Genomic DNA, 24,348 nt, shown 5'->3' with positions numbered 1-24,348 from the left:
AGGAGCGGCGGCTTGCCCCTCGGGGCCACTCCTGACCGCCCTAGCGTCGCGCTAGACGCCAATCGGGCGGACGAGCCTTGACCCTTTCCCCCTTGGAAAGCCACGCGGCGGCGCATGCCGCCGCATCCCGGAGGCGCTGTCGGGCGATCCGGTTGGGTGCGTGGACGCAGGTTGTGGGGTTTCAGATCAAATGCGCGTCGCGAAGCGACCTGCCTTTACATGGATCAGAATGATCCCCCGATCTCATCGGTCCTGGAGGATTCGCGACTCTGGCTTTCGCGACGGTCGACTGCGGCGGCAAGCCCCGCGAGCGTGTCGCCCAGCAGCGCGCTGCCAGTCCAGGTTGCGGCGAGGCGCTCCTGAGCCGTCAGGCCGGCGAGCATCGCATCGAACTCGGCGCGCTCGCGCTTGCGGCGATCGGCGTCGCATTCCGGATGGTGGCCCTTGCCTAAGAGGCGATTGAGCCACGCCTTCATCCCGGCCGGGCACAGCAGCGCGTAGGCGTTGCTCACCTGCTTTGCCGGTGGCCCTCCCGGCTGCGGATCCTCGACCGGCTCACTGCGCCGCATCCACGAGAGGAATCCGTTGTCGCGCAGGCGCACCAGCGCCTTATGCACTGCGGAGTAGCTGTGGCCGACGGCGTCGGCGATGGTGCGCAGGGCGGGCTCGAGGCGGCCGGTCTGAAAATCGACGAGGCCATAGAGGTATTCCAGCACAGCCAGGCCGACGTCGCCCAGCGCGCCGTTGCGCGCGCCAGGCTCGATCTCGCGGCGCTCGGCGCGGGTCTTCCGCTCGAATCGCTTGGCCGCGCCCAGCAGCGCCGCCGTCCAGCGTTTGCCGCCACGGCGGGTGCCGCCATTGATCGGCTTCCAGATGCGATCCTCGATCTGCCCGACATAGTAACTGTTGCGCCAGACCGGAGCGCCCGATCGCGATGCGTCGCCGCGGATCTTCGCCGCGGTACCGGAGGCGAGCGCCTTGGCGAAAAGTCCGAACGCGGACGCGCCCGAGGGCGTGGTGGAGACGCGGGCCGTCATGCGCGGCCTCCCGCGATCAACGCCTGGCGGCGAGCTGCTCCGGCGTTTCCAGTCCTCTGATGAGCATGTCCGCCCATTGCTGCGCGAGCGCGCGCCGGCGTGGCATGTAGGCCGCACGGTTGTACGCCGCCTCGACCCCCTCGGGCATGTGCGCGAGCATCATGTCGATGATGGCGCGGTCGCGTTCGCGATCGTCGATCGCCGCCTGCTCGTTCATGATCGTGGAAAAGGTTGCGCGCCAGCCATGCGGCACGTGCTGTCCGCTGAAGCCCGCGTCCCGGTACAGCTTGCTCAGCGTCGAGTCGCTGATCGGCTTGTGGAGGCTGCGGATGCTGGGGAAGAGCAGCCGCGGCGCGTTCGACAGCGTCAGCGCCTGCTGCACGAGCTCGACCGCCTGACGCGACAGCGGGATGACGAACTCGAAGGTGACGTCGTTCTTGCGCTCGCGCGTCAGCTTCATCTTCTCGGCCGGGATGCGCCAGATCGGCGCCGTGCCGTCGAGATCCTCGAACTCGTCCCGCTCCGCCAACCGCACCACACCAGGGCGCGCGGCTGTCAGCGCCAAAAGTCGAGAGGCGAATCGCGACGCCCAGTAGCTGCGGTGTTGCGCCTCCGCCTTCGCCAGCACCTCGCGCGCGGGGACGATGCGCGTCATCGCCGGCCACAGCCGAGGGGTCGTAGGCTTGAGCGCCTTGCGGATGACGTGCGCAGGATCTTGCTGCGCCTTGCCCGTCGCGATCGCGTGGACGAACACGTCCGAAATGTGCGACCGAACCTTGTGCGCCATCTCCGTCGAGCCGCGCCGCTCGATCACGCGAACAACGTCCAGCACCTCGGCCGGCGTGATCTCGCTCACCGGATGCGCGCCGATCAGCGGGAAGACATCCGCCTTCAACCGATCGAGGATTTGTCGGGCATAGCGCGCGGCCAGGGTCGGCGCCTTCAGCTGGTGCCACTCCAGCGCCACCGATTCGAATGTGTTGGCCGACGATCGCGCCGCCGCTGCCTGATCGCGCTTTCGCTCGAACGCTGGATCCCGCCCCGTCCGGAGATGCTTGCGCGCGGCGTCGCGCAGCTCGCGGGCCTCGCTCAACGGCACATCGGGATAGGGGCCGAAGATCAGCCGCTTCTCCTTGCCATCGATGCGGTACTTGAAGCGCCACGAGCGGAAGCCGGTCGGCGTGACATAGAGATACAGCCCGAGTGCGTCGGCCAGCTTGTAGGGCTTGTCCTTCTTCGCCGCCTTGCGGCACTGCATGTCGGTCAGCAACCGGTGCCCCCAGATGCGGCGACCGGTGCCCCAAGAGTGCCCCCACCTTGGGGGCGTTTCCCTGACCCGCGATGTCCCGCCGTGGCCCGTCTGTGCGGGCTAGATCGGCTGAATTCAAGGGGTTTTGTCCCCCCTTGGCCTCGCGTGGCCCTAAGAATTGGCTCCCCGAGTTGGATTCGAACCAACGACCAAGTGATTAACAGTCACCTACTCTACCGCTGAGCTATCGGGGAACGACAGCGAGGCGCGCCTATACGAAGGGGTGCGGCGCATTGCAAGCGGGGAAAACGGGATTTTTTGGGAGGCTTCTCATTCCTCCCCTGAGCTTGCTCAGGGGAGGGGGACCGCCCGCGCAGCGGGTGGTGGAGGGGCGGCTGCGCAGACAGCCGTGAACCGCTCGGCAAAATTCCGCCGTCTAACGACGGCGGCCACTCTGTCAGCACTGCGTGCTGCCACCTCCCCTGCGGGCAGGGGAGGAATTGGGCACTCACGCGATAAACTGTTCCATCGTGATCCGCTCATCCAGCGCGTGTTCGGGATCGAACAGCAAGGTCAGGTCGCGGTTGCGGTCGATCGCGATGTCGACCTGCGCCACGTCGCGCACCTCGCGCTGGTCCGCCACCGCGCTGACCGGGCGCTTGCCGGGGTCGAGCACGCGCAGCGAGATTCGCGTCTTTTCGGGCAGGATCGCGCCGCGCCAGCGCCGCGGGCGAAACGGGCTGATCGGGGTCAGCGCGAGCAGCCGCGAGCCGAGCGGCAGAATCGGGCCATGCGCCGACAGATTATACGCGGTCGACCCCGCCGGCGTCGCCACCAGGATGCCGTCGCACACCAGTTCGGGCAGCACCACGCGATCGTTGACCCGCACCTCCAGCTTGGCGGTCTGGCGCGTCTCGCGCAGCAACGACACCTCGTTGATCGCCGGCAGGACGTGGCGCTCGCCGTCCATCGTCGTCGCGGTCATCACCAGCGGCGACACCTTGAACGGCCGCGCCCGCGCCAGCCGATCCTCCAGCCCCTCGGGCTGCCAGTCGTTCATCAGAAAGCCGATGGTGCCCAGGTTCATGCCGAACACCGGCACGATCCGACGCCGCTCCAGCATCGCGTGCAGCGTCTGCAGCATGAATCCATCGCCACCCAGCGCGACGACCATGTCGGCATCATCGACGTCCACCCAATCGCGCCCGGCGAGCAGTTCCGCCGCAGCGGTTTCCGCCGGCGTGGTGGGAGAGGCGGCCAGCGCCCGGCGTACGTCGCTCATCCGCCGGTCACGCTCATATGCCGCGAAACAGCCGGCGCAGCGCCCGGCGCGACGTCGAAACTGTGGCGCGCGGGCTTTGCCGCCAGCGCCGTATCGATCGCATCATCGACCGCCGCCAGCCCGCCGCTGCGGATCGCGGCCTTCAGATCGACCTGGTCGTCATGGCCCAGACAGGTGAACAACTTGCCCTCCGTGGTCAGCCGCACGCGGTTGCAGCTGTCGCAGAAATTGCCCGTGAGCGGGGAAATCAGGCCCAGCCGCGCGCCGGTCCCGCCAACGCGCCAGTAGCGTGCCGGACCGCCGCTGTCATGGGCATCGCGGGTCAGGTCGAATTGTGCAGACAAATCGTCGAACACCGCGGTCAGCGGCACGAAGCGATCGGCGCGATCCTCGTCGATCCGCCCCAGCGGCATCGTCTCGATCAGCGTCAGGTCGATGCCCTGCGCGCTGGTCCATTCCAGCATCGCCGGGATCTCGGCTTCGTTCAGCCCCTTCATCGCAACCATGTTGATCTTGACGTCCAGCCCGGCCGCCTGCGCCGCTGCGATGCCGTCGAGCACTTGGCGCACATCGCCATGCCGGGTGACATGCCGGAAAATCTCGGGATCGCGGCTGTCGAGGCTGACATTGATCCGCCGCACGCCTGCATCCGCCAGCGCAGCCGCATGGGTCGCCAGCCGCGTGCCATTGGTGGTCAGCGTCAACTCGTTCAGCCCGGCACCCACGCTGCGCCCCAGCCGCCGCACCAGATCCAGCGCGTCGCGCCGCACCAGCGGCTCGCCCCCGGTCAGCCGGATCTTGGTCACCCCGCGCGCGACGAACCGTTCGGCAATCAGCGCGATTTCCTCCAGCGCCAGCAATTCGCTGCGCGGCAAAAATGTCATCTCTTCGGCCATGCAATAGCGACAGCGCAGGTCGCACCGGTCGGTCACCGATACCCGCAGGTAGCGGATCGCACGGCCATGCTTGTCCATCAAAGGCCGATCCATCGCCATCCTCCATTCGCTAAGCTGTTCGTAGCGCGGGGACAAGGCTTTGGTTCCGCCCGGGCTTGGGTTAGGACTGCTGCCGATGACCGACGCCGCGCCCGTTCCCGCCACCCCGATGACCGGACGCGATCGCCCGCTGTTCCTGCTGTCCTTCCGCCAGCGTGACGAGCTTGCCGCCCATGCCGCGCGTGCCGGGTGGCGCGTCGTCGCGGCGCGGCGCGGGGAGGGGGCGGACCGCCGCTTCCTCGCCAGCGGCGCGGCGGTTGCAGTGGTCGATGCGCGCGGATCGGTCGATGAAGGGCTCGCCGCCGTCCGCTCGCTCGCCGCCGTCACCGGCGCCAGTGGCGGCGCGCTGCTCGCGCTGGTCTCGCGCGACGACACCGCCCGGCTCGGCGAGTTTTACGATGCCGGCGCCACCCATTTCCTCGCCAGTCCGATGCGCGAGATCGAGTTCGTCCAGGCGCTGCGCTTCGCCGCGCGCCACGCCCAGCGTGCCGGCAACGAAGCCGCCCGCGCTGCGACCGGCGAGCCGCTCGGCTGGCGCTACGACCCCGCGCTGCGCTCGCTTCAGGTGACGCCAGCACTCGCCTCGATGCTTGGCCTCACTTCGGCGCCCTCGCTGCGCACCGTGCTGCGCCATGTCGAGGCCGCCGATCGCGGCGCGATGCGCGGCGCGCTTCAGCGGCTGCGCGACGGCATTCAGGCGACCGCCTTTGCGCACGACCTGCCCGGCGCGGGCCGCGTGGTCGAACATCTTCAGCGCGACGCCCGCACCGGCCGCATCCACGCGCTGATCGAACGGCTGGGTGAGGTGGATGCGAGCGCCGTGGTCCGCGACGTGCTTACCGGCGTGCGCGACGATGCCGGGATGCGCCGCTGGATCACCCGCCGCCTCGACGATGCCCAGCCGATCGGCGTCATCCTCGTCGCGCTTGGCCGGTTCGACATGGTCAACACCGCCTATGGCCGCGACGCTGGCGACGCCGTGCTGCGCGCCGCCTCGACCCGTATCGCCGAAGCGGCGCGCGCCACGCTGGGTCGTCGCGCCGTGCTCGCGCGGATGGGCGGGGCCGAATTCCTCGTCGCGGTCGAGGATGCCGATCCCGCCACGCTCGCCGCCGCTGCCAAGGGGATCGAGGACGCGCTGACCCGCCCCTTCGTCATCGGCGACGCCATCGCCCCGGTCGGCGCGCGCGTCGCCACCGCGCACTCCCGCCCCGACGACGATGCCGCCGCGCTGATGCGCCGGGCGGGTGAGGCACTTGCCGGGGAAGAGAGCGACCGCACCCTCAGCGTGCCGATCGAAACGCTCGCGATCGACCTGCGCCGCGCGATGGACGCGGGGGAGATCGAGTTGCGCATGCAGCCCCAGGTCGCCGTCGCCACCGGCGCGATCGTCGGGGTCGAGGCGCTGGCCCGCTGGCGCCACCCCGACCATGGCGAGGTCGGCGCCGAAACCCTGTTCGCCGCCGCCGCCCGCGCCGAACTCGAACTCGCGCTTTCGGAGCATGTCCAGCGGCTTGCACTCGCGCAGGCCGCACGCTGGCCCGCCGCACTCCGCCATCTGCGCCTCTCGGTCAACGTCACCGCCGCCGATGTCGCGCGCTCGAGCTTTGCCGACCTGTTCCTCGACTGGGTCGACACCAGCGGCTTTCCGCGCGCGCGCCTGACTGTCGAAATCACCGAAGGCGGCCTGATCGACGACCTCGGCGAAGCCTCACGCCTGCTCAGCGAGCTGCGCGCGGCCGGCTGCCGTGTCGCAATCGACGATTTCGGCACCGGCTATTCCAGCCTCGCCTATCTCAAGGCGCTCCCGCTCGATTACCTCAAGGTCGACCGCAAGCTGACTCAGGACATCACCGGCAGCGCGCGCGACCGCATCGTCGTGCGCGGCGTCATCGACATGGCGCGCTCGCTCGGCCTCACCGTCATCGCCGAAGGGGTCGAAACCCCCGAACAGCTCGACCTGCTCGCCAAGGAGGGGTGCCAATATTATCAGGGTTTCCTCTGCGCCGAGCCGCTGACCCTACCCGAACTCATCGCATTGGTGGACCCTGTATGAACGATCCGCGCGACGCGACCGGCGTCTGGTATGGCCGCTATTTCGCGACCGGCTGGGACGTGCCCGAAAACAGCTTTATCGCGCATCTTGAGGAATTTGGCGGCGCGGTCGAGGGCACGATCACCGAACCTGACGACACCGGCCGCTCCGAAATCCGCCGCGCCTTCGTCTCCGGTTCCCGCAGCCTCGACACGCTCGTCTTTACCAAACAATATGACCCATCCGGTCCGCTCGCGCACAGCGTCGCGTACACGGGCTGGATCAGCGACGACGGGACCGAGGTTACCGGCGACTGGCGCTTCTCCGGCTATCACGGCAGCTTCGTGATGAACCGCGAGATTTTCAGCGCCGAGGAACTGGACGAAGAGGCGGCGGTGGACGAAGAACTGCTGATCGAATTGGGGGACCCGGCGCCGCCCGCTTGGCGCCTGTGACATGGGAGGGATTGAGATGATGAACCGCCGCGGCCTGTTCGCGACACTGGCGATGCTGCTGACTGCAGCCCTGCTTCCCACGCCAGCGACGGCAAAGAACTTCGCGTCCGACCGCATTGCCGTGACCGTGGAGGGGAAGGGCGCCGACGTCATCCTGATCCCCGGCCTGTCCTCGTCCCCCCGTGTCTGGGCGGAGATGACTGCCGCGCTCCCCGGCTATCGCTACCACAAGGTTCAGGTGCGCGGCTTTGGCGGGCTCGACAAGGGCGGGAACACCGAAGGCAATGTCGCGGCTCCGGTGGCCGAGGAAATCTCGCGCTACATCGCCGAACACAAGCTCGGCAAGGTCGCGGTGATCGGCCATTCGATGGGCGGCACGATGGCGATGATGCTCGCCGCGCGCCACCCGGATCAGGTCGGCAAGCTGATGGTCGTCGACATGCTCCCCTTCCTCGGCGCGATGTTCGGTGGCCCGCAGGCAACGCCGGAGACGCTCAAGCCGATCGCCGACCAGATCATGGCCGGCATGCGCAACAGCCCGCAGGACGCCTATGCCAAGCAGCTTGAAGGCACGATCGCATCGATGGTCGCGACCGAAACCATGCGCGCGCCCGCACTCGATGACGCGATGAAGTCCGACCGCGACGTATCCGCCCGCGCCTATGGCGAACTCGTCGTCACCAACCTGATGCCGGAACTGGGCAAGATCACCGCGCCGACCACGGTCCTCTACGTGACGCCCAAGGGCGCACCGGTCACCGACGCGCAGATGGACGGATTCTATCAGGCGTCCTTCGCCCCGATCAAAGGCGCCAAGCTGGTCCGCGTCCCCGCCTCCGCGCACTTCATCATGTGGGACAACGCGCCCTTCTTCCAGGCTCAGGTAAAGGCATTCCTCGCAGCATGATCCTCACCCTCGCACTCGCCGCCGCCACGCTCGCCGCACTCCCCGCCATGGTTCAGGACGACGCCCCCGACCGCTCGCAGGACGTCGCCTGGCACAACAACCAGATGCGCGCGCTGGCTGAGCGACACAGCGGCACCGGCTGGAACGTCACCGCCACCGGCCTGCGCTGGCGATTGATCGCCGGCAACGGCACCGGCAAACGCCCCGGCCCGACCGATCGCGTCGCGGTCCATTATGTCGGCAGCTTCACCGACGGCGTGGAGTTTGACAGCTCGGTCAAGCGCGGCGTCCCCGCCGTCTTCCCCCTGAACCGCGTCATCCCCGGCTGGACCGAAGGCGTTCAGCTGATGGGCGTCGGCGACAAGGTCGAATTCGCGATCCCCGCAGAGATCGCCTACGGCCCCAACGGCCGCGGCCCGATCCCCGGCGGCGCAACGCTGCTGTTCACGGTGGAACTGCTGGGGATCGAAGGGGCCGGGGAGTAGGGCCGGCCACCCGCTCGATAGGGATCACCTCAAGCCGTTTGTGCTGAGCTTGTCGAAGCACCATCCCCGCGCTCAGTGAGGACGGGAGACGGCCCTTCGACAAGCTCAGGGCAAACGGCGGTTGGACAATGCAAATTGCACGCGCTCTGGTGACGGCAGGCCGCAATCCACCCCACCGTCATCCTGAACTCGTTTCAGGATCCACGTCTCCACCAGCGGCTCAGTCGCCTTTTGAACGGTGGATGCTGAAACAAGTTCAGCATGACGGAAGGCGAGAGGGGCGGCCAGCGACCACCCAAATCTCGTCGCCCCGGGCTTGACCCGGGGCCGGGCTGCCTTGGTGTGCGTGCAGAGCAGAAGAAGAAAGAAGCCCCGCCCCGGGTCAAGCCCGGGGCGACGATGGGGGAGGGATCACCCCAAAGCCTCAAACGCCCCCGTCTCGAAATCCTCGCCCAGCATCGCAACGATCCGCTCCGCCACCTCTTCCGGCGGCTTGACGCTCTCGGGCGCCTCGCCCGGATAGGCCCGCGCGCGCATCTTGGTCCGCGTCGCGCCGGGGTTGAGCAGCGCCACGCGCACCTTGGTCAGGTTGCGCACCTCATCGGCATAGCTCAGCAGCAGCGTCTCGAACGCCGATTTGGTCGCGCCGTACAGGCCCCAATAGGCGCGCGGCTGGCGCGCGACGCTCGACGTCAGGCCGATCACGCGGCCAGCGTCGGACTTGCGCAGCAGGCCGTCGAACGCCCCGATCAGCGCCGCCTGCGCGCTGACGTTGAGCGCCAGCACCTTGGCCACTTCCTTGGGATCGAACGCCGCCACCGCCGACAACGTGCCCAGCGCAGCCGCATTCAAAACCAATATATCCAGCTTCCCCCACCGCTCCGCCACCGCAGCGGCCAGACGCGGGATCGAATCGCTCTCGATCAGATCCATCGGCGCGATCGTCGCCGATCCACCGGCTGCGAAGATCGCTTCCTCGACCTCTTCGAGGCCACCGGCGGTTCGCGCGGTCAGCACGACATGCGCGCCCTGTGCCGCCAGCGCGATCGCGGTCGCCGCGCCAATCCCACGGCTCGCGCCGGTGACGAGCGCGATGCGCCCTGCAAGTGCCTGTTCTGTCATCGGATCAACGCGTCTCGTCGAGCAGCGCGAGCTGGCTCACCGCCTGCTCGTCATGGTCGGTCAATTGGGTCGGATACTGGCCGGTGAAGCACGCATCGCAATAACGCGGCAGCACGTCGCCGCGCTCCGCCTCGCCCAGCGCGCGGTACAGGCCGTCGATCGACACGAACGCCAGGCTGTCGGCCTTGATGAACTTCGCCATCCCCGCAACGTCATGCTGCGCGGCGAGCAGCTTCGAGCGCTCGGGCGTGTCGACGCCATAGAAACAGCTATGCGTCGTCGGCGGGCTGGCGATGCGCATATGCACCTCGGCAGCGCCAGCCTCGCGCATCATCTCGACGATCTTCAGGCTGGTCGTCCCGCGCACGATCGAATCGTCGATCAGGATAATCCGCTTGCCCTTGATCAGCGCGCGATTGGCATTGTGTTTGAGCTTGACGCCCAGCCGCCGCACTTCCGCGCTCGGCTGGATGAACGTCCGCCCAACATAGTGCGATCGGATGATGCCCAGCTCGAACGGAATGCCCGACTGCTGCGCATAGCCGATCGCGGCGGGGACGCCCGAATCCGGCACGGGGATCACCAGATCGGCATCGACCGGCGATTCGATCGCGAGCTCGGCGCCGATGCCCTTGCGCACGGTATAGACCGAGCGGTCCTGCGCGATCGAATCCGGGCGGCTGAAGTACACCCACTCAAAGATGCACGGGCGCGGCGCGATCGCGGTGAACGGGCGGATCGAACGCATCGCGCCGTCCTGCACAATCACCAGCTCGCCCGGCTCGACGTCGCGGACATAGGTTGCACCGACCACGTCGAGCGCCACCGTTTCCGACGCAAAGATGAAGCTGTCGCCCAGCCGTCCCATCACCAGCGGCCGGATGCCCAGCGGATCGCGGCACGCGATCATCCCCGCCGGCGTCATGCAGATCAGCGAATAGGCGCCCTCGACCTGCTTCAACGCATCGATGAACCGGTCGAGCAGATCCTTGTAGCCGCTGGTTGCGACCAGATGGATGATCGTCTCGGTATCCGACGTCGACTGGAAGATCGAACCGCGCCGGATCAGCTCGCGGCGCAGATGCATCGCGTTCGAGATATTGCCGTTATGCGCGATCGCGAACCCGCCGCTCGCCAGCTCGGCATAAAGCGGCTGCACGTTGCGCAGCGCGGTCTCGCCGGTGGTCGAATAGCGGACATGCCCGCACGCCACGGTCCCGGCGAGCGCGCGGATCACCTCGTCGCGGTCGAAATTGCCCGCGACATGGCCCATCGCGCGGTGCGTGTGGAAGTTGGCGCCGTCCCAGCTGGTAATCCCGGCCGCCTCCTGTCCACGATGCTGCAACGCGTGCAGCCCCAGTGCAACGAGCGCAGCTGCGCCCTCGGCACCGGAAACACCGAAAACGCCGCACTCTTCGCGCAGCTTGTCGTCATCGAACGGATTTGTGGTCAGCATCGGCCCTTCGGGGGAGTCGTTGGTCGATCCGCGGGCCTATAAGCGGTCGATCCGGCTTTGTCGCCTGTTTGTCACATCAAATCCGCGATCAGTGTGTTTCTGTGTGGGGGGGAGAGGGCTTGAGGCAGGCAAATCCTCCCCGGAACGGGGAGGGGGACCATGCGCAGCATGGTGGAGGGGGCCCGAGGCAAGGGAGTCCGGTGCCTCGGGGCCCCTTCCACCACGCCCTGCGGGCGCGGTCCCCCTCCCCGTGCCGGGGAGGATTTAGTAAACCCAAATCCCCACTCTGTTCGTCCCAATCGATGACGAAGCGATGACATAATCGATTTCCTCACTCGCACTGACCGGTTTATCCCGTTTCCGCCGCGCGCCCCACTCCGATAGCCTCCCTCCAAGACCAATCACCCAAGGAGGGATTCCAACATGGACGCAAAGACCGGATCGATCGACGGCGGCGGCTGCCCCGTTCACGGCAATGGCGGAGTCCGCGCGCTGCTCGGCCGCACCAACAAGGATTGGTGGCCCGAAATGCTCGCCACCGAAATCCTCAACCCCAACGGCCCGTCCAACCCGATGGGCCCTGACTTCGATTATGCCGAGGCGTTCAAGAAGCTCGATTACGCCGCGCTCAAGGCCGACCTCGTCGCGCTGATGACCGACAGCCAGCCGTGGTGGCCGGCCGATTACGGGCATTATGGCCCGTTCTTCATCCGCATGGCCTGGCACGCCGCCGGCACCTATCGCACCGCCGACGGTCGCGGTGGCGCCAATAGCGGGCAGCAGCGTTTCGCCCCGCTCGACAGCTGGCCCGACAACGGCAACCTCGACAAGGCGCGCCGCCTGCTGTGGCCGATCAAGCAGAAGTACGGCCAGCAGATCAGCTGGGCCGATCTGTTCATCCTCACCGGCAATGTCGCGATCGAGAGCATGGGTGGCCCCGTGTTCGGCTTCGGCGGCGGCCGCGCCGACGTGTACGAGCCCGAGCGCGACATCTATTGGGGCAGCGAAGACAAGTGGGTGAATGAGGGCGTTCAGACCCGCATCGACCCCGACAAGAACATGGCCGAGCTGGAAGGCCCGCTCGCCGCGATCCAGATGGGCCTCATCTACGTCAATCCCGAAGGGCCGGGCGGCAACCCCGATCCGCTGCTGTCGGCGCGCGACATGAAGGCGACGTTCGAACGCATGGCGATGAACTCGGAGGAAACCGTCGCGCTCACCGCCGGCGGCCACACCTTCGGTAAGGCGCACGGCAATGGCGACGCCTCGCTGCTCGGCAATGCCCCGGCCGGCGGCGACATCTCCGCGCTCGGCTTTGGCTGGGTCAGCAGCCATGAAAGCGGCGGCATTGGCGAACACACCGTCACCAGCGGCATCGAAGGATCGTGGGTCAACACGCCCACCGAGTGGACCGAGAACTATTTCCGCCTGCTGCTCGATTACGACTATGAACTCGTCCACTCGCCCGCCGGCGCGCAGCAGTGGCAGCCGATCAACCAGCGCGAAGAGGACATGGCCCCCGCGGCATGGGACCCGAACGTCAAGGTTCCGACCATGATGACCACCGCCGACATGGCGCTCAAGATGGACCCCGAATTCCGCGCGATCAGTGAGAAGTTCCGCACCGACCATGAAGCGTTCAAGGACGCCTTCGCCCGCGCATGGTTCAAGCTGACCCATCGCGACATGGGGCCCAAGGTCCGCTACCTCGGCCCGGAAGTGCCGGCCGAAGACCTGATCTGGCAGGACCCGATCCCCGCCGGCACCATGCCGAGCGACGCCGACGTGGCATCGGTGAAGGCGGCGATCGCCACTAGCGGTCTGACGGTCAGCCAGCTGATCAAGACCGCCTGGGCCTCGGCCAGCACCTATCGCAAGTCCGACCATCGCGGCGGCGCCAACGGCGCGCGCGTCCGCCTCGCCCCGCAAAAGGACTGGGAGGTCAACGAGCCGGAGATGCTCGCCAAGGTGCTCGAGACGCTCGACGGCCTGCGCGGCAACCTGTCGATGGCCGACGCGATCGTGCTCGGCGGCGTGGTGGGTCTGGAAAAGGCGATCAAGGACGCCGGCCACAGCGTCTCCGTCCCCTTCACCGGCGGCCGCGGCGACGCGACCGACGACCAGACCGACGCCGACAGCTTCGCCGTGATGGAGCCGGAGGCCGACGCCTTCCGCAACTATCTCGGCAAGAAGAAGCTGGCGGTAAAGACCGAGGAAATGATGCTCGACCGCGCGTCGCTGCTCGGCCTCTCGGTCCCCGAACTGGTGGTGCTGGTCGGCGGCCTGCGCGTGCTCGGCGCCAACCACGGCGAGCGCGGCCATGGCCACTTCACCAAGCGCTCGGGCCAGCTGACCAACGACTTCTTCGTCAACCTGCTCGGCATGACCAATGTCTGGAAGGCCTCCGAAGGCTCGGACGATCAGGAGTTCATCGCGACCGACCGCAAGGGCGGCCACGAAACCTGGCGCGCGACCCGCGCCGACCTGATCTTCGGCTCCAACTCGGAACTCCGCGCCGTCGCCGAAGTCTATGCCGAAAACGGCCATGAGGAAAAGTTCGTCAAGGACTTCGTCGCGGCCTGGACCAAGGTCATGAACGCCGACCGCTTCGACCTGAAGGCGTAAGGCGACCGCACCGCCCCCGTCGTCGGGGGCGGGTGGCATCGATCGATGGGCGGCGGCGCGCTGACGGGCGTGCCGCCGCCCATCCTTGTTTGCACGGCGCGCTTGCAATGCGTGCTGGTGCCCCGCACGGGACCTCCCTATCGCAGGGGTAGAGAGGGGCTGAACCATGAAATTGCCAGCTGCGGCTTGGAAATCGGCCGGCCTTTGGCTGCTGCGCGGGCTGGCAGCCCTGCTCGCGGCAGGTACGCTGCTCAGCGCGACTGATTTCAATGAATGGTGGATCCGCATCTGGGATTTTCCACGCCTGCAGATCCTGATCGCGCTGGTCGCGACGGCGGCGGCGCTATGGATGGTCGACCGCAAGGCGCGACCATGGCTCCCCGTCTTCCTTGTCGCGCTGAGCATCTGGCAGGTCTATCGCATCTTCCCCTACACCGCGTTGGCGGACCCCGAAGTCATGCAGATCGCCTCGACCGAAGCGAAGACGCCGGGCTGTTTCACGGTGCTGTCGTTCAATGTCCTCCAGTCCAACCGCGCCTATGACCGCACCGCAAAGCTGATCCGCGACGTCGATCCCGATATCCTGCTGCTGATGGAAACCGATCGCGCATGGATGGATGCGATGGCCCCGATGCTGAAGCGCTATCCAAGTCAGTTGCATCGCCCGCTGCCGAACACCTATGGGATGATCTTCGCGACCCGGATGCCGATGCGCGACGGCAGCGTTCAGGACATTGCCGAACCCGACACCCCGTCGATGTTCGCGACGCTGCGCGCGGGCAAGCAGGATTTCCGCATGGTCGCCCTGCATCCGCGCCCTCCAACGGTGGGGCAAGATACCGAGGAGCGCGATGCCGAGATCGTCCTCGCCGCGAACTATGCGCGCAGCCTCGCCATGCCCGTGATCGCGATCGGCGACTTCAACGACGTCGCGTGGTCCGACACCACCCGCCTGTTTCAGGAGCTTGGCGGCTTCCTCGATCCGCGGATCGGCCGCGGCACCTATGCCACCTTTCCGGCCGACATGACCTGGCTGGGCTGGCCGCTCGACTATCTGTTCGTGACCAAGGAGTTCGTGGTCGCCGACATGCAGGTTGGCCCCGCGATCGGATCCGACCATCGCCCCGTCATCGCGCGCCTGTGCCTCAACCCGGCGGCCGGGCAAGCGGGCAACGCCACGCCCAGGACTGCGGGATCAGACGAGAAGCAGGACGCAGCCGAGGTGCTGGAGGAATACCGGGACGACACTGCAGAGGATCGCAACGAGCAAGGGGATTAGGCTCAGGCGATGGGGGTGTGCGATGCGATTGCGACGGGTCGTTCTTGGTGTCGCGGCGGTGGTGATCGAAACCGTCAGTCGCCTCGAACAGCTGAGCCAACCCTGCGTCGTTCCACGGTCTCGGTCCCGGTTCTCTTCTCCGTTACCCCGTCTTCGCGCCTGATCTCGGTTCGGGTCGTCTTCACCCGCTTGCGGGCCACCCCCGTCGCGTCCGTTTCCCACGTAACCGTGATCGAACCCGTCACCTGCTCGCCCGCGCGCTCGCGAAGCGCCGCCTCCAGACTGACCGGCTTCCCGCTGATCTCACCAACGACCACATCGGTCTCGGCGCGTTCATGGCGAACCTTGTCCGGATCGATGCGGACCGTGACGCTGAACCCAGCTTTGCCGGTCTGAACGATCCGACCGTCCGGCGCCGCGCGCGGATCTGAATAGGTGGCCCCCTCCGTCACGATCTGCGCAGCGGGGTCGAGTTCGGCTATGCGGGCAAGGATCGCTTGCGGGTCACATTCGATGCGAAACGCGGTCCAGGTGAAGATCCAGCGTCCACAAACCGACCGGTCCCATTTGGCCACCTTCAACCAGCCCTCAAGACGCGCTTCGAGTTGCGCGGTATTGAGCAACTGTCGCGACCCGTCGGCCGCCTTGAAGACAAGCGCAGGCAACAGCCATTCGCGCGCCCTGTCTTCCGGTGTCGCTTCGGACGGCAGGTCATATTCCAGCTCAACCCCGCCATCGCGCAAGCTCACGACCCGTTCGACCAGACCCGTCCGGCCGCTTGAACTGCCCTTTGATCCGTCGCTCGACGTCTCGGTCGTCTGGTAACTCTGCGTGAGTTCATAGACGTCCCCGGCTTGCATCGCCTGCGCCAATGCGGGCGTCGCTCCTGCGAACAGCATCGCTGTGCCAGCACCGAGGAAAGCCAGGCTCATTGTCAGGGTCGTGCCCGCGCAACCTGCGTCTGACAAGCCAGATCAGCGGCCCCCAACCGCCAACCCAACCCCGCCCCTCACCGCCGCCCGCCGCGCCACCACAAACGCCGCCGCCACCATCACTACGCCCAGATATCCGACCAGCAGCGAATCCAGCGCCATCACCGCCCACACAACCCCCGGCGCCTTGCCCACCGCGAAAAACGCCAGCGCATAATGCGCGACCATCAACGGCAGCATCGCCAGCAGCGACACGACCACGGCGTAGAGATACACCCCCCGCATCAGCCGGATCGATCGCACAAAGCCGATTGCCGGATTGCCCGCCGCCGCCGCCGTCTTCCACGCCGACAGCAACGGCTCGAACAACAGGCTGACGATCAGGCTCAAAATCAGCACCCACGCCGCGACATTGCCCGAAATCCCCGCCGCATCGGCGACCAGCGGCACATCCTGCACCAGGATCAGCCAGAACAGGCTCCACGCCATGACGGGCAGGAACAGCCGCACCGCCACAGGATCGATCCGCCGCGCCGCCACCGGATCATCGCCGAACACCAGGAATCGCGCCGCCCAATATCCGGTCAGGAACAGCGCGATCACCTTCACATGCCCGATAATCAGCCGCAGCACATCGCCCTCCGCCGCCTTCAGGCCAGCGATATCGACATACATGCCCGCGCGGATCTCTACCGCATGCTGCACCATCTCGATCGCCACCGGCACCAGGAACAACAGCGGGCACAGCAGGGCATAGCGGCCCGAGCGCACGAACACTTCAATCAGGTCGCGTCCCATCGTCATTCCCCTTCGTCATAGGTCAGGATGTCGCCCGGCTGGCACTCCAGCGCGCGACAGATCGCCTCGAGCGTCGAAAATCGGATCGCCTTGGCCTTGCCGGTCTTCAGGATCGACAGGTTGGCCAGCGTGATGTCGACCCGCTCGGCCAGTTCGGTCAGGGTCATGCGCCGCGCATGCAGCACATCGTCCAGCGTCACGCGGACCGCCATCAGACCGTCCCCTCGATCTCGTCCTGCATCGCCGCACCCTGCTGGAACACCCGCGCCAGCACGAACAGCAACAGCACCGCGAGCCAGCCGGTGAAGGAAAACTGCCACGCCATGAACTCGCCCGTCGCCTCGCTCAGCTGCGTCGCGAACCAGCCATAGCCAAGGTCAACGATCTGCAACGCCAGCATCGCCCACGCGACCTGCCGCAGCCGCTCGGCATTGACCGGCGCGAACGGGTTACCGATGCGCACCGTGTCGATCATCGCGATGATCCGGGTAAACATGACATGCACCGGCACCGCCGCGACGCACCCGATCGCCATCACGCCGACCAGCGCAAGGCGAACTGCGTCTGCATCGCTGCCGAAACCCTTTGCCAGCTTGCCCGCCATGAACTCCGGCATCGCCAGCAGCACGCCCCCGAACACCACGAACCCCGCCACCGCGATCCAGTTGAGAACCAGCAGCACCATCAGGATGCGCCGCGTGAGAATGAGCATGTCGAGTCTCCGTGAATTATCGCTATTCGATAATCCACACATCGAATAACGGCAAGTGAAGTTATCGTTTTCCGATAAATCTTGAGGCAATCACGCCGCCGGGGTGGCGAAAGCGCCCGGCAAAACCCCTCGTCGTCCCGGCCTTGAGCCGGGACAGGGCTTTTTCGCCTGAGGCCGCCAACGACCATTTTGAACTGGCCGGATCACGGGTTATGCAGAAACGGCAGGGGCGTGTGAGATGCGATTGCGACTGGTTGTTATTGGTATCGCGGCTGTGGTGTTCGGCATCGCCGCCCTCTGCGCTTTCTCATTCGCCCAAACGCCCCGACGCGATCCCATCGCGCCAGCCACCGACCGGATCATCGTCGAGAAAAGCGCGCATCGCATGACGCTGCTGAAGGACGGGCGCGTCGTCCGAACCTATCGCATCGCCCTCGGCCGCGGCGGCCTTGGCCCCAAAACATGGTCGGGCGACAATCGCGTGCCGGAAGGCATCTACCGGATCAGCGGCCGCAACCCCGACAGCGCCTATCATCTGTCACTGCGGATCAGCTACCCGACGCGATCGCAGGCACAGGCCGCCCGCGCGCGCGGTATCGATCCGGGCGGGGACATCATGATCCACGGGCTGCGCAACGGCCTTGGCTGGATCGGCACGCAGCATCGTCGTGTCGACTGGACCCAGGGATGCATCGCGGTAACCAATGCCGAGATCGAGGAAATCTGGCGCACCGTGCCGGATAACATCGTCATCGAAATCCGGGCGTAAGCTGCCCCCACTGCGGTTGACTGAGCAGACTATCGCCCGCAGCATCCGCGCCATGAACACGGGAAAGACCTATCAATGGACGGGGCTCGGGCGCTGGCTCGTACTCGCGGCCGCTGCCGGGATGATCCTTTTCTCCATTCCCCTGATCGTCTCGAACGTAGCGGCGGGTGGATGGAACGTCTTTCTTGGTCTGCTGCTGTTCGGCGTGACCGTGTCGGGTAATCGCCATGCGCCGAAGCTCGCCTATGTGCTGGCGATCCTGTTCGCCATCCGCGCCGTCCTTGCGGTCCTGCTGGAAGCGGACTTCATCGGAGCTGCGATTGAGGGCGTATTCTGTGCCGTCATCGCCGTTGCAGCGAGCCAGTTGGATCATCAGAAGGCGGCTGCTGACCGGGGCTGATGCCGGTCGCGCCCGGTCGCCGGGCCAAAGCCCCGCCTCACCCCGGGTGCCCGTGCCGGGTTCCACTCCAGCCACCCTCACCGCTGAAACCCAATCTCCCGCACCCGCACCCGCCGCGTCGCCACCGTCCGACCCGCAACAAACGCCCGCAGCACCGGCTGGAGCACTGGATCGCCGAACAGGTCGAACTGGTGCGCGGCATTCTCCACCACGACGGCGTGCGCATGCGATAGCCCGCGCGCGATCTCCCGCGCATTCTCCACCGGCGTGCGCGCGTCGAGGTCGCCGACCAGGATCAGCGTCGGCACCGCACTCCGTACCGGCTTGCGATAGGCCGCGCCCAGATCGACGGCCGGCCAGGCATCGCGCAGCCCCATCAGCGGAAAGTTGATCGCATTGCCGAGCAGCGCGGTGCGCGCCTGCCGCTCGATCCGCCGCAGCCGCGCCGGGCTGGCATGCGAGGCGAGGTCCATCATGTACTTCATCCCCGACCCCAGCCGCCACTGGCTGCGTGCCGCCAGCGCCACCACACCCATGCGGCGGAAATCGCCTGCCGCCATCTCGCGATAGGCGGCGGGCAGGGTGGCGAGCGTGCGCGGGTCGCCCAGCGCCTGCGCCGTCAACCACTGCACGTCGAACGCTCCGATGGTGACGCGCCGCGCCACGCCGTCCGGCCCGGCCACCTCGAGCGTCACCGGCTCGCGCCGCAGCCGCGCGATCACCGTGCGCATCGTCGCGGGCAGCTCCGGCGTTCCCGCCCGTTCGGCAATGCGCGCAATCACCGCATCGGTCTGCGCGGGCAGCTTGTAGGTGTGATCGGGGCCTTCGGGGCTGACCAAAATCAGCCGCGCGACGCTCGCCGGGTGCCGCCGCACCGTTGCCAGCGCGAGGTGCGATCCATAGCTGCGCCCCCACAAGTGCATCGTCGCATAGCCGAACGCCCGCCGCACCGCGTCGACATCATCGGCATTTTCGGCGCTGGTATAAGATGCCAGCCGCACCCCGTTCGCCGCGAACCGCCGCGCCGCCGCGCGCGCCGCATCCGCCATCACCGGCAGCCACAGGGCAGGGGAGCCCTCAGCTTCGAGTGGCAGCGGTGTGCGCTCAGGCAAGCCAAGGCTCGGCCGCGACCGCCCGCTCCCGCGCTGGTCGAACGCGATCACGTCCCCGCCCATCAGGTCGAGCAAAGCAGCCGCGCGCGCGGCGGAAAGGCCGCTCAGCAATCCGGTTCCGGAATCGCCCGGTCCGCCCGCCAGCACCATATTGACGATCCCGCTCGGCGCGTCCGCCCAGCGCAGCCGCATCACCGCCAGCTCGATCACCCCCTCCGGCACAGCGCGATCGCGGCGTTCGGGGACGCGCAGAAAGCCGCGCTCGACCGCCATCGCGCGCCCGTCCGGCGCAACCAAGCGCTCGGCGTGCGCTTCACCCAGTTGCGGCGCGATCGGTGCGGCGTTGGCGGTGGCCGCGCCGGCCAGCAGCGCCAATCCGATCAGCAGGATCCGGATCATCGCGCGCGCTCCGCCATCTGCGTCTCCAGCGCCCGCCGCTTTGCCGTCAGCGCCGCCAGCCGCTGTCGTGCCCGGCTCAGCAGCACCAGCGAGGCACCAACCATCGCCACTCCCATCGCCGCCGCGACGAACCCCGTGGCCATCCCTGATCCGATCCCGATCGCCAATGCGCCCAGCGTGAACACCGACGTAAACGCGACCGCCATCCATCCCGCGACGACTTGCTGGCGCGCATACAGCACGCGGCGCTGGGTCAGCACCCACAGCGCATAGGTGGTCCACCCCATCCCGATCAGCGACAGCACCGCAAATGCGGCGCGCGTGCGCAGCGGCAGGTCGGGCTCGGTGATGAACAGCGACAGCGTGACCACCGTCCCGCTGAGCGCTGCCGCCAGCAACAGCGCGTGCGCAACGCGGGGGCCGGTGGACAATTCGGCGCTGACGATCCGGACTTCCGGGGCCGCAGCATCCATTTGGGGGGCAAGGGTCATTGGACATCTCCATGCAATTCGAGCACGCGCCGCAATTGCTTGCGGGCGCGGTGCAGGCGTGACTTGACGGTTCCGGTCGGGATCGACAGCGCCGTGGCGACCTCGTCGATCGCCAGTTCCTCAAGGTAGAACAGGGTCAGGATCTCGCGTTCGACCGGGGCCAGTCGCGCCAGTCCGCGCTCGACCGCCTCGACATCGAACTCCGCCTCGCCCGCATCGGCTTCGGCGACGTCATCCTCGGCGGGCAGCGGCGTCGCGGTGCGATATTTGTGGCGCAGCTGGTCGGCAAAGGCGCGATGGGCAACGCCGAACAGCCACGACCGGAACCGGCTTGTGTCCTCGATCCGCCCGATCCCGCGCACCACGCGCAGCCAGATGTCCTGCGTCAGCTCGGCGGCAGCATCGGCTTCACCGGTCACGCGCCGGGCGTAGCCGCTGACCGGCCCGGCCCATCGCCGCACCAGCGCATCGAACGCGTCGCGCTCGCCCAGCTGGCAGCGAACGACGAGCAGCTCGTCCGCGATCGCGCTTGATTGTTCCCCGCCGTCCGGCCGCATCTTTCACCTCATGCTTTCCCTCGTAGTCGCCGCGCGGCGAAAAAGGTTCATCCGAATGGCATCGGACGCTAACACCGCCGCATGACCGATCCCCGCGATTCCACGCTCGACCTCAACCCGAACTACGACGCCAGCGGCCTGATCACCGCCGTCGCCACCCACGTCGCGACCGGCGAGCTGCTGATGCTCGCGCACATGAACGCCGATGCGCTGGCCAGGACGCTCGACACCGGCGAGGCGTGGTTCTGGTCGCGCAGCCGCCAGCGCCTGTGGAAAAAGGGTGAGAGCAGCGGCCACGTCCTGCGCGTCATTGAGGCACGGATCGACTGCGATCAGGACGCTTTGTGGCTCAAAGTCGACCCCGCCGGCCCCGCCTGCCACACCGGCGAACCCAGCTGCTTCTTCCGCCGCATCGAAAACGGCAAGCTGGTGCGCGGGTGAGGGGAGGGGCCGCCCTCGCCGCCGCACTCCTCCTCGCCGCCTGCTCGGGCAGCGGGCCGCAGCCCGGCGCGTCGCCCACACCCCCCAGCCTCGAATCCGCCGCGATCGAACGCGGCCTCGTCCGCGATCCCAAGGCGAGCGACGTCACCGGCCTCTACGCCCGCGACACCGACCGGCTGTGCGTCGTCCCCGACGGCACCGCCTACCGCGTCGGGGCGTTCGTCGATTATGGCGACAAGGTCAGCTGCACCGGCCGCGGCACCGCCGCCCGCTCCGGCGCGACCCTCGCGATCGAGTTCAAGGGCAGGAACGGCGAGACCTGCGCCTTCGACGCCAAGTTTGACGGCGACCGCATCACCTTCCCCGCCAACGTCCCCGATTCCTGCGCCAAACTCTGCGGCCCCCGCGCCAGTTTCGCCGCACTTGAAGTCGAACGCCTCAGCGAATCCGCCGCCGAAGCCGAAGCCCTGCGCAGCGCCGAAGGAACGCGTTTGTGCGGTAGTTGACGTTAACGTCAACCGCGACTAAATTCCCCCCATGGCAACGAAACTAAAAGCCGTAGCCAGCTTCGCCCCGATCGAGGCGCGGCCGGATAAGGAGAGCTTCTCGATCTCGGACCTGTGCGCCGAGTTCGACGTCACCGCACGCGCGCTGCGCTTTTACGAGGATGAAGGGCTGATCGGCCCCGAGCGCCGCGGCCTCCAGCGCATCTACTCGCACCGCGACCGCGCCCGGCTCGCCTGGATCCTGCGCGGCAAGCGCGTCGGCTTCAGCCTCGCCGAAATCCGCGAGATGATCGACCTCTACGACGTCGGCGACGAACGCCGCACCCAGCATCAGGTCACGCTCGACAAGTGCCGCGCGCGCATCGACCTGCTCGAGCGGCAAAAGCACGACATCGACGCCGCCATTGCCGAACTCGACGATTTCATCGCGGTCCTCGAAGGCCGCGCCAGCCCCATCAAATAAGAACAGGAACGAGAGAGATGCCCCGCTACAATCCCCCCGTCCGCGACACCCGCTTCGTCCTCGACCGCGTGCTCAAGCTCGACCGCTACGCCGACCTCCCCGGTTTCGCCAACGCGACGCCCGACACCGTCACCGCGGTGCTCGAAGAGGGCGGCAAGTTCGTCGCCGAAGTCCTGTTCCCGATCAACCACAGCGGCGACCAGCAGGGCTGCACCCGCCACCCCGACGGCAGCGTCACCACCCCCGACGGCTACAAGGAAGCGTACCAGCAGTTCGTCGACTCCGGCTGGGGCACCCTCAGCGCGCCCGAGCAGTTCGGCGGCCAGGCCATGCCGCACGTCGTCTCGACCGCGTTTCAGGAATATATGATCTCCGCCAACATGGCCTTCGCCATGTACCCCGGCCTCACCCACGGCGCGATCGAGGCGCTCCTCGCCAAGGGCAGCCCGGAGCAGCAGGAGAAGTACGTCCCCAAGATGGTCTCGGGCGAATGGGGCGGCACGATGAACCTGACCGAACCGCATTGCGGCACCGACCTCGGCCTCATCAAGACCCGCGCCACCCCCAATGCCGACGGCAGCTGGTCGATCACGGGGACCAAGATCTTCATCTCCTCCGGCGAGCATGACCTCACCAGCAACATCATCCACCTCGTCCTCGCCAAGACCCCCGGCGCGCCGGAAAGCAGCAAGGGCATCAGCCTGTTCGTCGTCCCCAAATTCATGGTCAACGACGACGGCAGCCTCGGCGACCGCAACGCCGTCAGCTGCGGCTCGATCGAGCACAAGATGGGCATCCACGCCAACTCGACCTGCGTCATGAACTATGACGGCGCGACCGGCTGGCTGGTGGGCGAGGAGATGAAGGGCCTCGCCGCCATGTTCATCATGATGAACGCCGCCCGCCTCGGCGTCGGCCTTCAGGGCCTCGGCATCGGCGAAGTCGCGTACCAGAACGCCGTCCAGTACGCCCACGACCGGCGTCAGGGCCGCGCGCTTACCGGCGCCGCCGAGCCACAGGAAAAGGCCGACACCCTCTTCGTCCACCCCGATGTCCGCCGCATGCTGATGGAGGCCAAGGCGATGACCGAAGGGCTCCGCGCCCTGTGCCTGTGGGGCGGCCTCCAGGTCGACCTGTCGCACAAGGCGGCGAGCGAGGAGGAGCGTCAGCTCGCCGACGACCTGATCGGCCTGCTCACCCCCGTGATCAAGGGCGTCGGCACCGACGCCGGCTACCGCATCGCGACCGACAGCCAACAGGTCTATGGCGGCCATGGCTACATCGCCGAATGGGGCATGGAGCAATATGTCCGCGATGCCCGCATCGCGATGATCTATGAAGGCACCAACGGCGTGCAGGCGATGGACCTGGTCGGCCGCAAGCTCGCCCAGAATGGCGGCCGCGCGGTCCAGACCCTGTTCCGCATCGTCGCGGAGGAGGTCGCCGCCGCCAAGGCCAAGCCCGAACTCGCCCACCTCGCCGAAGCGCTCGAAAAGGCCAATGGCCAGCTTCAGGCCGCGACCATGTGGTTCATGGCCAACGGCATGAAGGACCCCAACCAGGTCGGCGCCGGCGCCTATTCGTACATGGAGCTGATGGGCACCGTCGCGATCGGCCTGATGTGGCTCCGCATGGCCGACGCGGCCGTCGCGGCACTGGCCGAAGGCGACGACGACAAGGCGTTCTACGAAGCCAAGCTGGTCACCGCCCGCTTCTACGCCGACCGCATCATGCCCAACGCCGGCGCGCTCCGCCGCAAGATCGAAAGCGGCGCGGAGACGATCATGGCGCTGCCGGTGGAGGCGTTTGGGGTTTGATCCCCAAGCGCGGCCATCCGTGGA

25 protein-coding genes and 1 tRNA gene are annotated in these 24,348 nt (G+C 67.3%); 12 read left to right on the top strand and 14 right to left on the bottom strand.

What is annotated here, in order from left to right; translation table 11 throughout:
* Positions 1–224: 224 nt before the first annotated feature.
* The 5 genes from K9B35_RS14175 to moaA form a co-directional block, all read right to left on the bottom strand.
* The gene (locus tag K9B35_RS14175; protein WP_224922543.1) at positions 225–1,037 is read right to left on the bottom strand and encodes a hypothetical protein; all 813 of its coding nucleotides are present in this window, start codon (positions 1,035–1,037) and stop codon (positions 225–227) included.
* 16 nt (positions 1,038–1,053) lie between these two features.
* On the bottom strand, positions 1,054–2,307 hold the full coding sequence (locus K9B35_RS14170) for a tyrosine-type recombinase/integrase (protein ID WP_224922541.1): 1,254 nt from the start codon (positions 2,305–2,307) through the stop codon (positions 1,054–1,056).
* A gap of 158 nt (positions 2,308–2,465) precedes the next feature.
* Positions 2,466–2,540 (bottom strand) — tRNA-Asn (locus K9B35_RS14165).
* A gap of 254 nt (positions 2,541–2,794) precedes the next feature.
* Entirely contained in the window at positions 2,795–3,568 is a 774-nt protein-coding gene (locus K9B35_RS14160) for an NAD kinase (protein ID WP_224922540.1), read from the bottom strand.
* Positions 3,565–4,563: a GTP 3',8-cyclase MoaA gene (moaA, locus tag K9B35_RS14155; RefSeq protein ID WP_412103472.1), complete on the bottom strand. Its 999-nt coding sequence runs from the start codon at positions 4,561–4,563 to the stop codon at positions 3,565–3,567. Before moaA ends, K9B35_RS14160 begins: the two co-directional genes overlap by 4 nt.
* Positions 4,564–4,639: 76 nt before the next feature.
* On the opposite strand from moaA, the gene K9B35_RS14150 reads away from it, so the two are divergent.
* Genes K9B35_RS14150 through K9B35_RS14135 form a run of 4 tightly spaced genes read left to right on the top strand, consistent with a single transcriptional unit; the run spans position 4,640 to position 8,445 of the window.
* A complete protein-coding gene (locus tag K9B35_RS14150; RefSeq protein WP_224922538.1) occupies positions 4,640–6,619 on the top strand; it encodes a putative bifunctional diguanylate cyclase/phosphodiesterase in 1,980 nt (659 codons plus the stop codon).
* On the top strand, positions 6,616–7,053 hold the full coding sequence (locus tag K9B35_RS14145; protein ID WP_224922537.1) for a hypothetical protein: 438 nt from the start codon (positions 6,616–6,618) through the stop codon (positions 7,051–7,053). The genes K9B35_RS14150 and K9B35_RS14145 overlap by 4 nt, the downstream gene beginning before the upstream one ends.
* A 19-nt stretch (positions 7,054–7,072) precedes the next feature.
* Positions 7,073–7,960 (top strand): alpha/beta fold hydrolase, encoded by an 888-nt coding sequence (locus K9B35_RS14140; protein ID WP_224922535.1) that lies wholly within the window; start codon positions 7,073–7,075, stop codon positions 7,958–7,960.
* Positions 7,957–8,445 (top strand): FKBP-type peptidyl-prolyl cis-trans isomerase, encoded by a 489-nt coding sequence (locus K9B35_RS14135; RefSeq protein WP_224922533.1) that lies wholly within the window; start codon positions 7,957–7,959, stop codon positions 8,443–8,445. The genes K9B35_RS14140 and K9B35_RS14135 overlap by 4 nt, the downstream gene beginning before the upstream one ends.
* A 411-nt stretch (positions 8,446–8,856) precedes the next feature.
* Here K9B35_RS14135 and K9B35_RS14130 read toward each other — a convergent pair whose 3' ends face one another.
* Both K9B35_RS14130 and purF read right to left on the bottom strand, forming a co-directional pair.
* Positions 8,857–9,567, bottom strand: a complete 711-nt coding sequence (locus K9B35_RS14130) for an SDR family NAD(P)-dependent oxidoreductase (protein WP_224922532.1) — start codon at positions 9,565–9,567, stop codon at positions 8,857–8,859.
* Positions 9,568–9,571: 4 nt separating this feature from the next.
* Complete coding sequence (gene purF, locus K9B35_RS14125; RefSeq protein ID WP_224922530.1) at positions 9,572–11,023, bottom strand: amidophosphoribosyltransferase; 1,452 nt, start codon at positions 11,021–11,023, stop codon at positions 9,572–9,574.
* A 423-nt stretch (positions 11,024–11,446) separates the two neighbouring features.
* Between purF and katG the strand changes: the two genes are divergently transcribed.
* A complete protein-coding gene (gene katG / locus K9B35_RS14120; RefSeq protein WP_224922529.1) occupies positions 11,447–13,648 on the top strand; it encodes a catalase/peroxidase HPI in 2,202 nt (733 codons plus the stop codon).
* A gap of 166 nt (positions 13,649–13,814) precedes the next feature.
* Positions 13,815–14,927, top strand: coding sequence for an endonuclease/exonuclease/phosphatase family protein (locus K9B35_RS14115; RefSeq protein ID WP_224922527.1), 1,113 nt, complete (start codon positions 13,815–13,817; stop codon positions 14,925–14,927).
* A 74-nt stretch (positions 14,928–15,001) separates the two neighbouring features.
* Here the strand turns inward: K9B35_RS14115 and K9B35_RS14110 are convergent, their stop codons facing one another.
* Genes K9B35_RS14110 through K9B35_RS14095 form a run of 4 tightly spaced genes read right to left on the bottom strand, consistent with a single transcriptional unit; the run spans position 15,002 to position 17,369 of the window.
* A complete protein-coding gene (locus tag K9B35_RS14110) occupies positions 15,002–15,859 on the bottom strand; it encodes a hypothetical protein (protein ID WP_224922526.1) in 858 nt (285 codons plus the stop codon).
* Positions 15,860–15,901: 42 nt separating this feature from the next.
* Entirely contained in the window at positions 15,902–16,657 is a 756-nt protein-coding gene (locus K9B35_RS14105) for a hypothetical protein (protein ID WP_224922525.1), read from the bottom strand.
* A gap of 2 nt (positions 16,658–16,659) precedes the next feature.
* A complete protein-coding gene (locus K9B35_RS14100; RefSeq protein WP_145844190.1) occupies positions 16,660–16,869 on the bottom strand; it encodes a helix-turn-helix domain-containing protein in 210 nt (69 codons plus the stop codon).
* Positions 16,869–17,369, bottom strand: a complete 501-nt coding sequence (locus K9B35_RS14095) for a DUF2975 domain-containing protein (protein ID WP_224922524.1) — start codon at positions 17,367–17,369, stop codon at positions 16,869–16,871. Before K9B35_RS14095 ends, K9B35_RS14100 begins: the two co-directional genes overlap by 1 nt.
* 238 nt (positions 17,370–17,607) lie before the next feature.
* Between K9B35_RS14095 and K9B35_RS14090 the strand changes: the two genes are divergently transcribed.
* Positions 17,608–18,138: a L,D-transpeptidase family protein gene (locus K9B35_RS14090; protein ID WP_224922523.1), complete on the top strand. Its 531-nt coding sequence runs from the start codon at positions 17,608–17,610 to the stop codon at positions 18,136–18,138.
* A 52-nt stretch (positions 18,139–18,190) separates the two neighbouring features.
* Entirely contained in the window at positions 18,191–18,538 is a 348-nt protein-coding gene (locus tag K9B35_RS14085) for a hypothetical protein (RefSeq protein ID WP_224922522.1), read from the top strand.
* A 77-nt stretch (positions 18,539–18,615) separates the two neighbouring features.
* On the opposite strand, the gene K9B35_RS14080 is transcribed toward K9B35_RS14085, so the two are convergent.
* The 3 genes from K9B35_RS14080 to K9B35_RS14070 are packed head-to-tail and all read right to left on the bottom strand — an operon-like array spanning position 18,616 to position 21,097.
* A complete protein-coding gene (locus K9B35_RS14080) occupies positions 18,616–20,049 on the bottom strand; it encodes an alpha/beta hydrolase (RefSeq protein WP_224922521.1) in 1,434 nt (477 codons plus the stop codon).
* Entirely contained in the window at positions 20,046–20,540 is a 495-nt protein-coding gene (locus K9B35_RS14075; RefSeq protein ID WP_224922520.1) for a hypothetical protein, read from the bottom strand. Before K9B35_RS14075 ends, K9B35_RS14080 begins: the two co-directional genes overlap by 4 nt.
* Positions 20,537–21,097, bottom strand: coding sequence for an RNA polymerase sigma factor (locus tag K9B35_RS14070; protein WP_224922519.1), 561 nt, complete (start codon positions 21,095–21,097; stop codon positions 20,537–20,539). Before K9B35_RS14070 ends, K9B35_RS14075 begins: the two co-directional genes overlap by 4 nt.
* Positions 21,098–21,178: 81 nt before the next feature.
* On the opposite strand from K9B35_RS14070, the gene hisI reads away from it, so the two are divergent.
* From hisI to K9B35_RS14050, 4 genes are read left to right on the top strand one after another with little or no spacing between them, the layout of a single operon-like run.
* Entirely contained in the window at positions 21,179–21,538 is a 360-nt protein-coding gene (gene hisI / locus K9B35_RS14065) for a phosphoribosyl-AMP cyclohydrolase (RefSeq protein ID WP_224922518.1), read from the top strand.
* Positions 21,535–22,044, top strand: a complete 510-nt coding sequence (locus K9B35_RS14060; protein ID WP_224922516.1) for a hypothetical protein — start codon at positions 21,535–21,537, stop codon at positions 22,042–22,044. Before hisI ends, K9B35_RS14060 begins: the two co-directional genes overlap by 4 nt.
* 31 nt (positions 22,045–22,075) lie before the next feature.
* Complete coding sequence (locus K9B35_RS14055; protein WP_224922515.1) at positions 22,076–22,507, top strand: MerR family transcriptional regulator; 432 nt, start codon at positions 22,076–22,078, stop codon at positions 22,505–22,507.
* A gap of 17 nt (positions 22,508–22,524) precedes the next feature.
* On the top strand, positions 22,525–24,324 hold the full coding sequence (locus tag K9B35_RS14050; protein ID WP_224922513.1) for an acyl-CoA dehydrogenase C-terminal domain-containing protein: 1,800 nt from the start codon (positions 22,525–22,527) through the stop codon (positions 24,322–24,324).
* Positions 24,325–24,348: the final 24 nt, after the last annotated feature.

The organism is Sphingomonas sp. R647 (assembly GCF_020177055.1).
In the GTDB taxonomy this organism is placed as follows: Bacteria; Pseudomonadota; Alphaproteobacteria; order Sphingomonadales; family Sphingomonadaceae; genus Sphingomonas.
The sequence above is the reverse complement of the archived record's forward strand: the minus strand, read 5'-3'. Positions and strand labels throughout refer to the sequence as shown.

What these genes read in the sequence shown, in the direction of transcription:
- K9B35_RS14175 (WP_224922543.1), bottom strand. Translation starts at nt 1,037, where the DNA reads ATGACGGCCCGCGTCTCCACCACGCCCTCGGGCGCGTCCGCGTTCGGA.
- K9B35_RS14160 (WP_224922540.1), bottom strand. Translation starts at nt 3,568, where the DNA reads ATGAGCGACGTACGCCGGGCGCTGGCCGCCTCTCCCACCACGCCGGCG.
- moaA (WP_412103472.1), bottom strand. Translation starts at nt 4,563, where the DNA reads ATGGCGATGGATCGGCCTTTGATGGACAAGCATGGCCGTGCGATCCGC.
- K9B35_RS14150 (WP_224922538.1), top strand. Translation starts at nt 4,640, where the DNA reads ATGACCGACGCCGCGCCCGTTCCCGCCACCCCGATGACCGGACGCGAT.
- K9B35_RS14145 (WP_224922537.1), top strand. Translation starts at nt 6,616, where the DNA reads ATGAACGATCCGCGCGACGCGACCGGCGTCTGGTATGGCCGCTATTTC.
- K9B35_RS14140 (WP_224922535.1), top strand. Translation starts at nt 7,073, where the DNA reads ATGAACCGCCGCGGCCTGTTCGCGACACTGGCGATGCTGCTGACTGCA.
- K9B35_RS14135 (WP_224922533.1), top strand. Translation starts at nt 7,957, where the DNA reads ATGATCCTCACCCTCGCACTCGCCGCCGCCACGCTCGCCGCACTCCCC.
- K9B35_RS14130 (WP_224922532.1), bottom strand. Translation starts at nt 9,567, where the DNA reads ATGACAGAACAGGCACTTGCAGGGCGCATCGCGCTCGTCACCGGCGCG.
- purF (WP_224922530.1), bottom strand. Translation starts at nt 11,023, where the DNA reads ATGCTGACCACAAATCCGTTCGATGACGACAAGCTGCGCGAAGAGTGC.
- katG (WP_224922529.1), top strand. Translation starts at nt 11,447, where the DNA reads ATGGACGCAAAGACCGGATCGATCGACGGCGGCGGCTGCCCCGTTCAC.
- K9B35_RS14115 (WP_224922527.1), top strand. Translation starts at nt 13,815, where the DNA reads ATGAAATTGCCAGCTGCGGCTTGGAAATCGGCCGGCCTTTGGCTGCTG.
- K9B35_RS14110 (WP_224922526.1), bottom strand. Translation starts at nt 15,859, where the DNA reads ATGAGCCTGGCTTTCCTCGGTGCTGGCACAGCGATGCTGTTCGCAGGA.
- K9B35_RS14105 (WP_224922525.1), bottom strand. Translation starts at nt 16,657, where the DNA reads ATGGGACGCGACCTGATTGAAGTGTTCGTGCGCTCGGGCCGCTATGCC.
- K9B35_RS14100 (WP_145844190.1), bottom strand. Translation starts at nt 16,869, where the DNA reads ATGGCGGTCCGCGTGACGCTGGACGATGTGCTGCATGCGCGGCGCATG.
- K9B35_RS14095 (WP_224922524.1), bottom strand. Translation starts at nt 17,369, where the DNA reads ATGCTCATTCTCACGCGGCGCATCCTGATGGTGCTGCTGGTTCTCAAC.
- K9B35_RS14090 (WP_224922523.1), top strand. Translation starts at nt 17,608, where the DNA reads ATGCGATTGCGACTGGTTGTTATTGGTATCGCGGCTGTGGTGTTCGGC.
- K9B35_RS14085 (WP_224922522.1), top strand. Translation starts at nt 18,191, where the DNA reads ATGAACACGGGAAAGACCTATCAATGGACGGGGCTCGGGCGCTGGCTC.
- K9B35_RS14080 (WP_224922521.1), bottom strand. Translation starts at nt 20,049, where the DNA reads ATGATCCGGATCCTGCTGATCGGATTGGCGCTGCTGGCCGGCGCGGCC.
- K9B35_RS14075 (WP_224922520.1), bottom strand. Translation starts at nt 20,540, where the DNA reads ATGACCCTTGCCCCCCAAATGGATGCTGCGGCCCCGGAAGTCCGGATC.
- K9B35_RS14070 (WP_224922519.1), bottom strand. Translation starts at nt 21,097, where the DNA reads ATGCGGCCGGACGGCGGGGAACAATCAAGCGCGATCGCGGACGAGCTG.
- hisI (WP_224922518.1), top strand. Translation starts at nt 21,179, where the DNA reads ATGACCGATCCCCGCGATTCCACGCTCGACCTCAACCCGAACTACGAC.
- K9B35_RS14055 (WP_224922515.1), top strand. Translation starts at nt 22,076, where the DNA reads ATGGCAACGAAACTAAAAGCCGTAGCCAGCTTCGCCCCGATCGAGGCG.
- K9B35_RS14050 (WP_224922513.1), top strand. Translation starts at nt 22,525, where the DNA reads ATGCCCCGCTACAATCCCCCCGTCCGCGACACCCGCTTCGTCCTCGAC.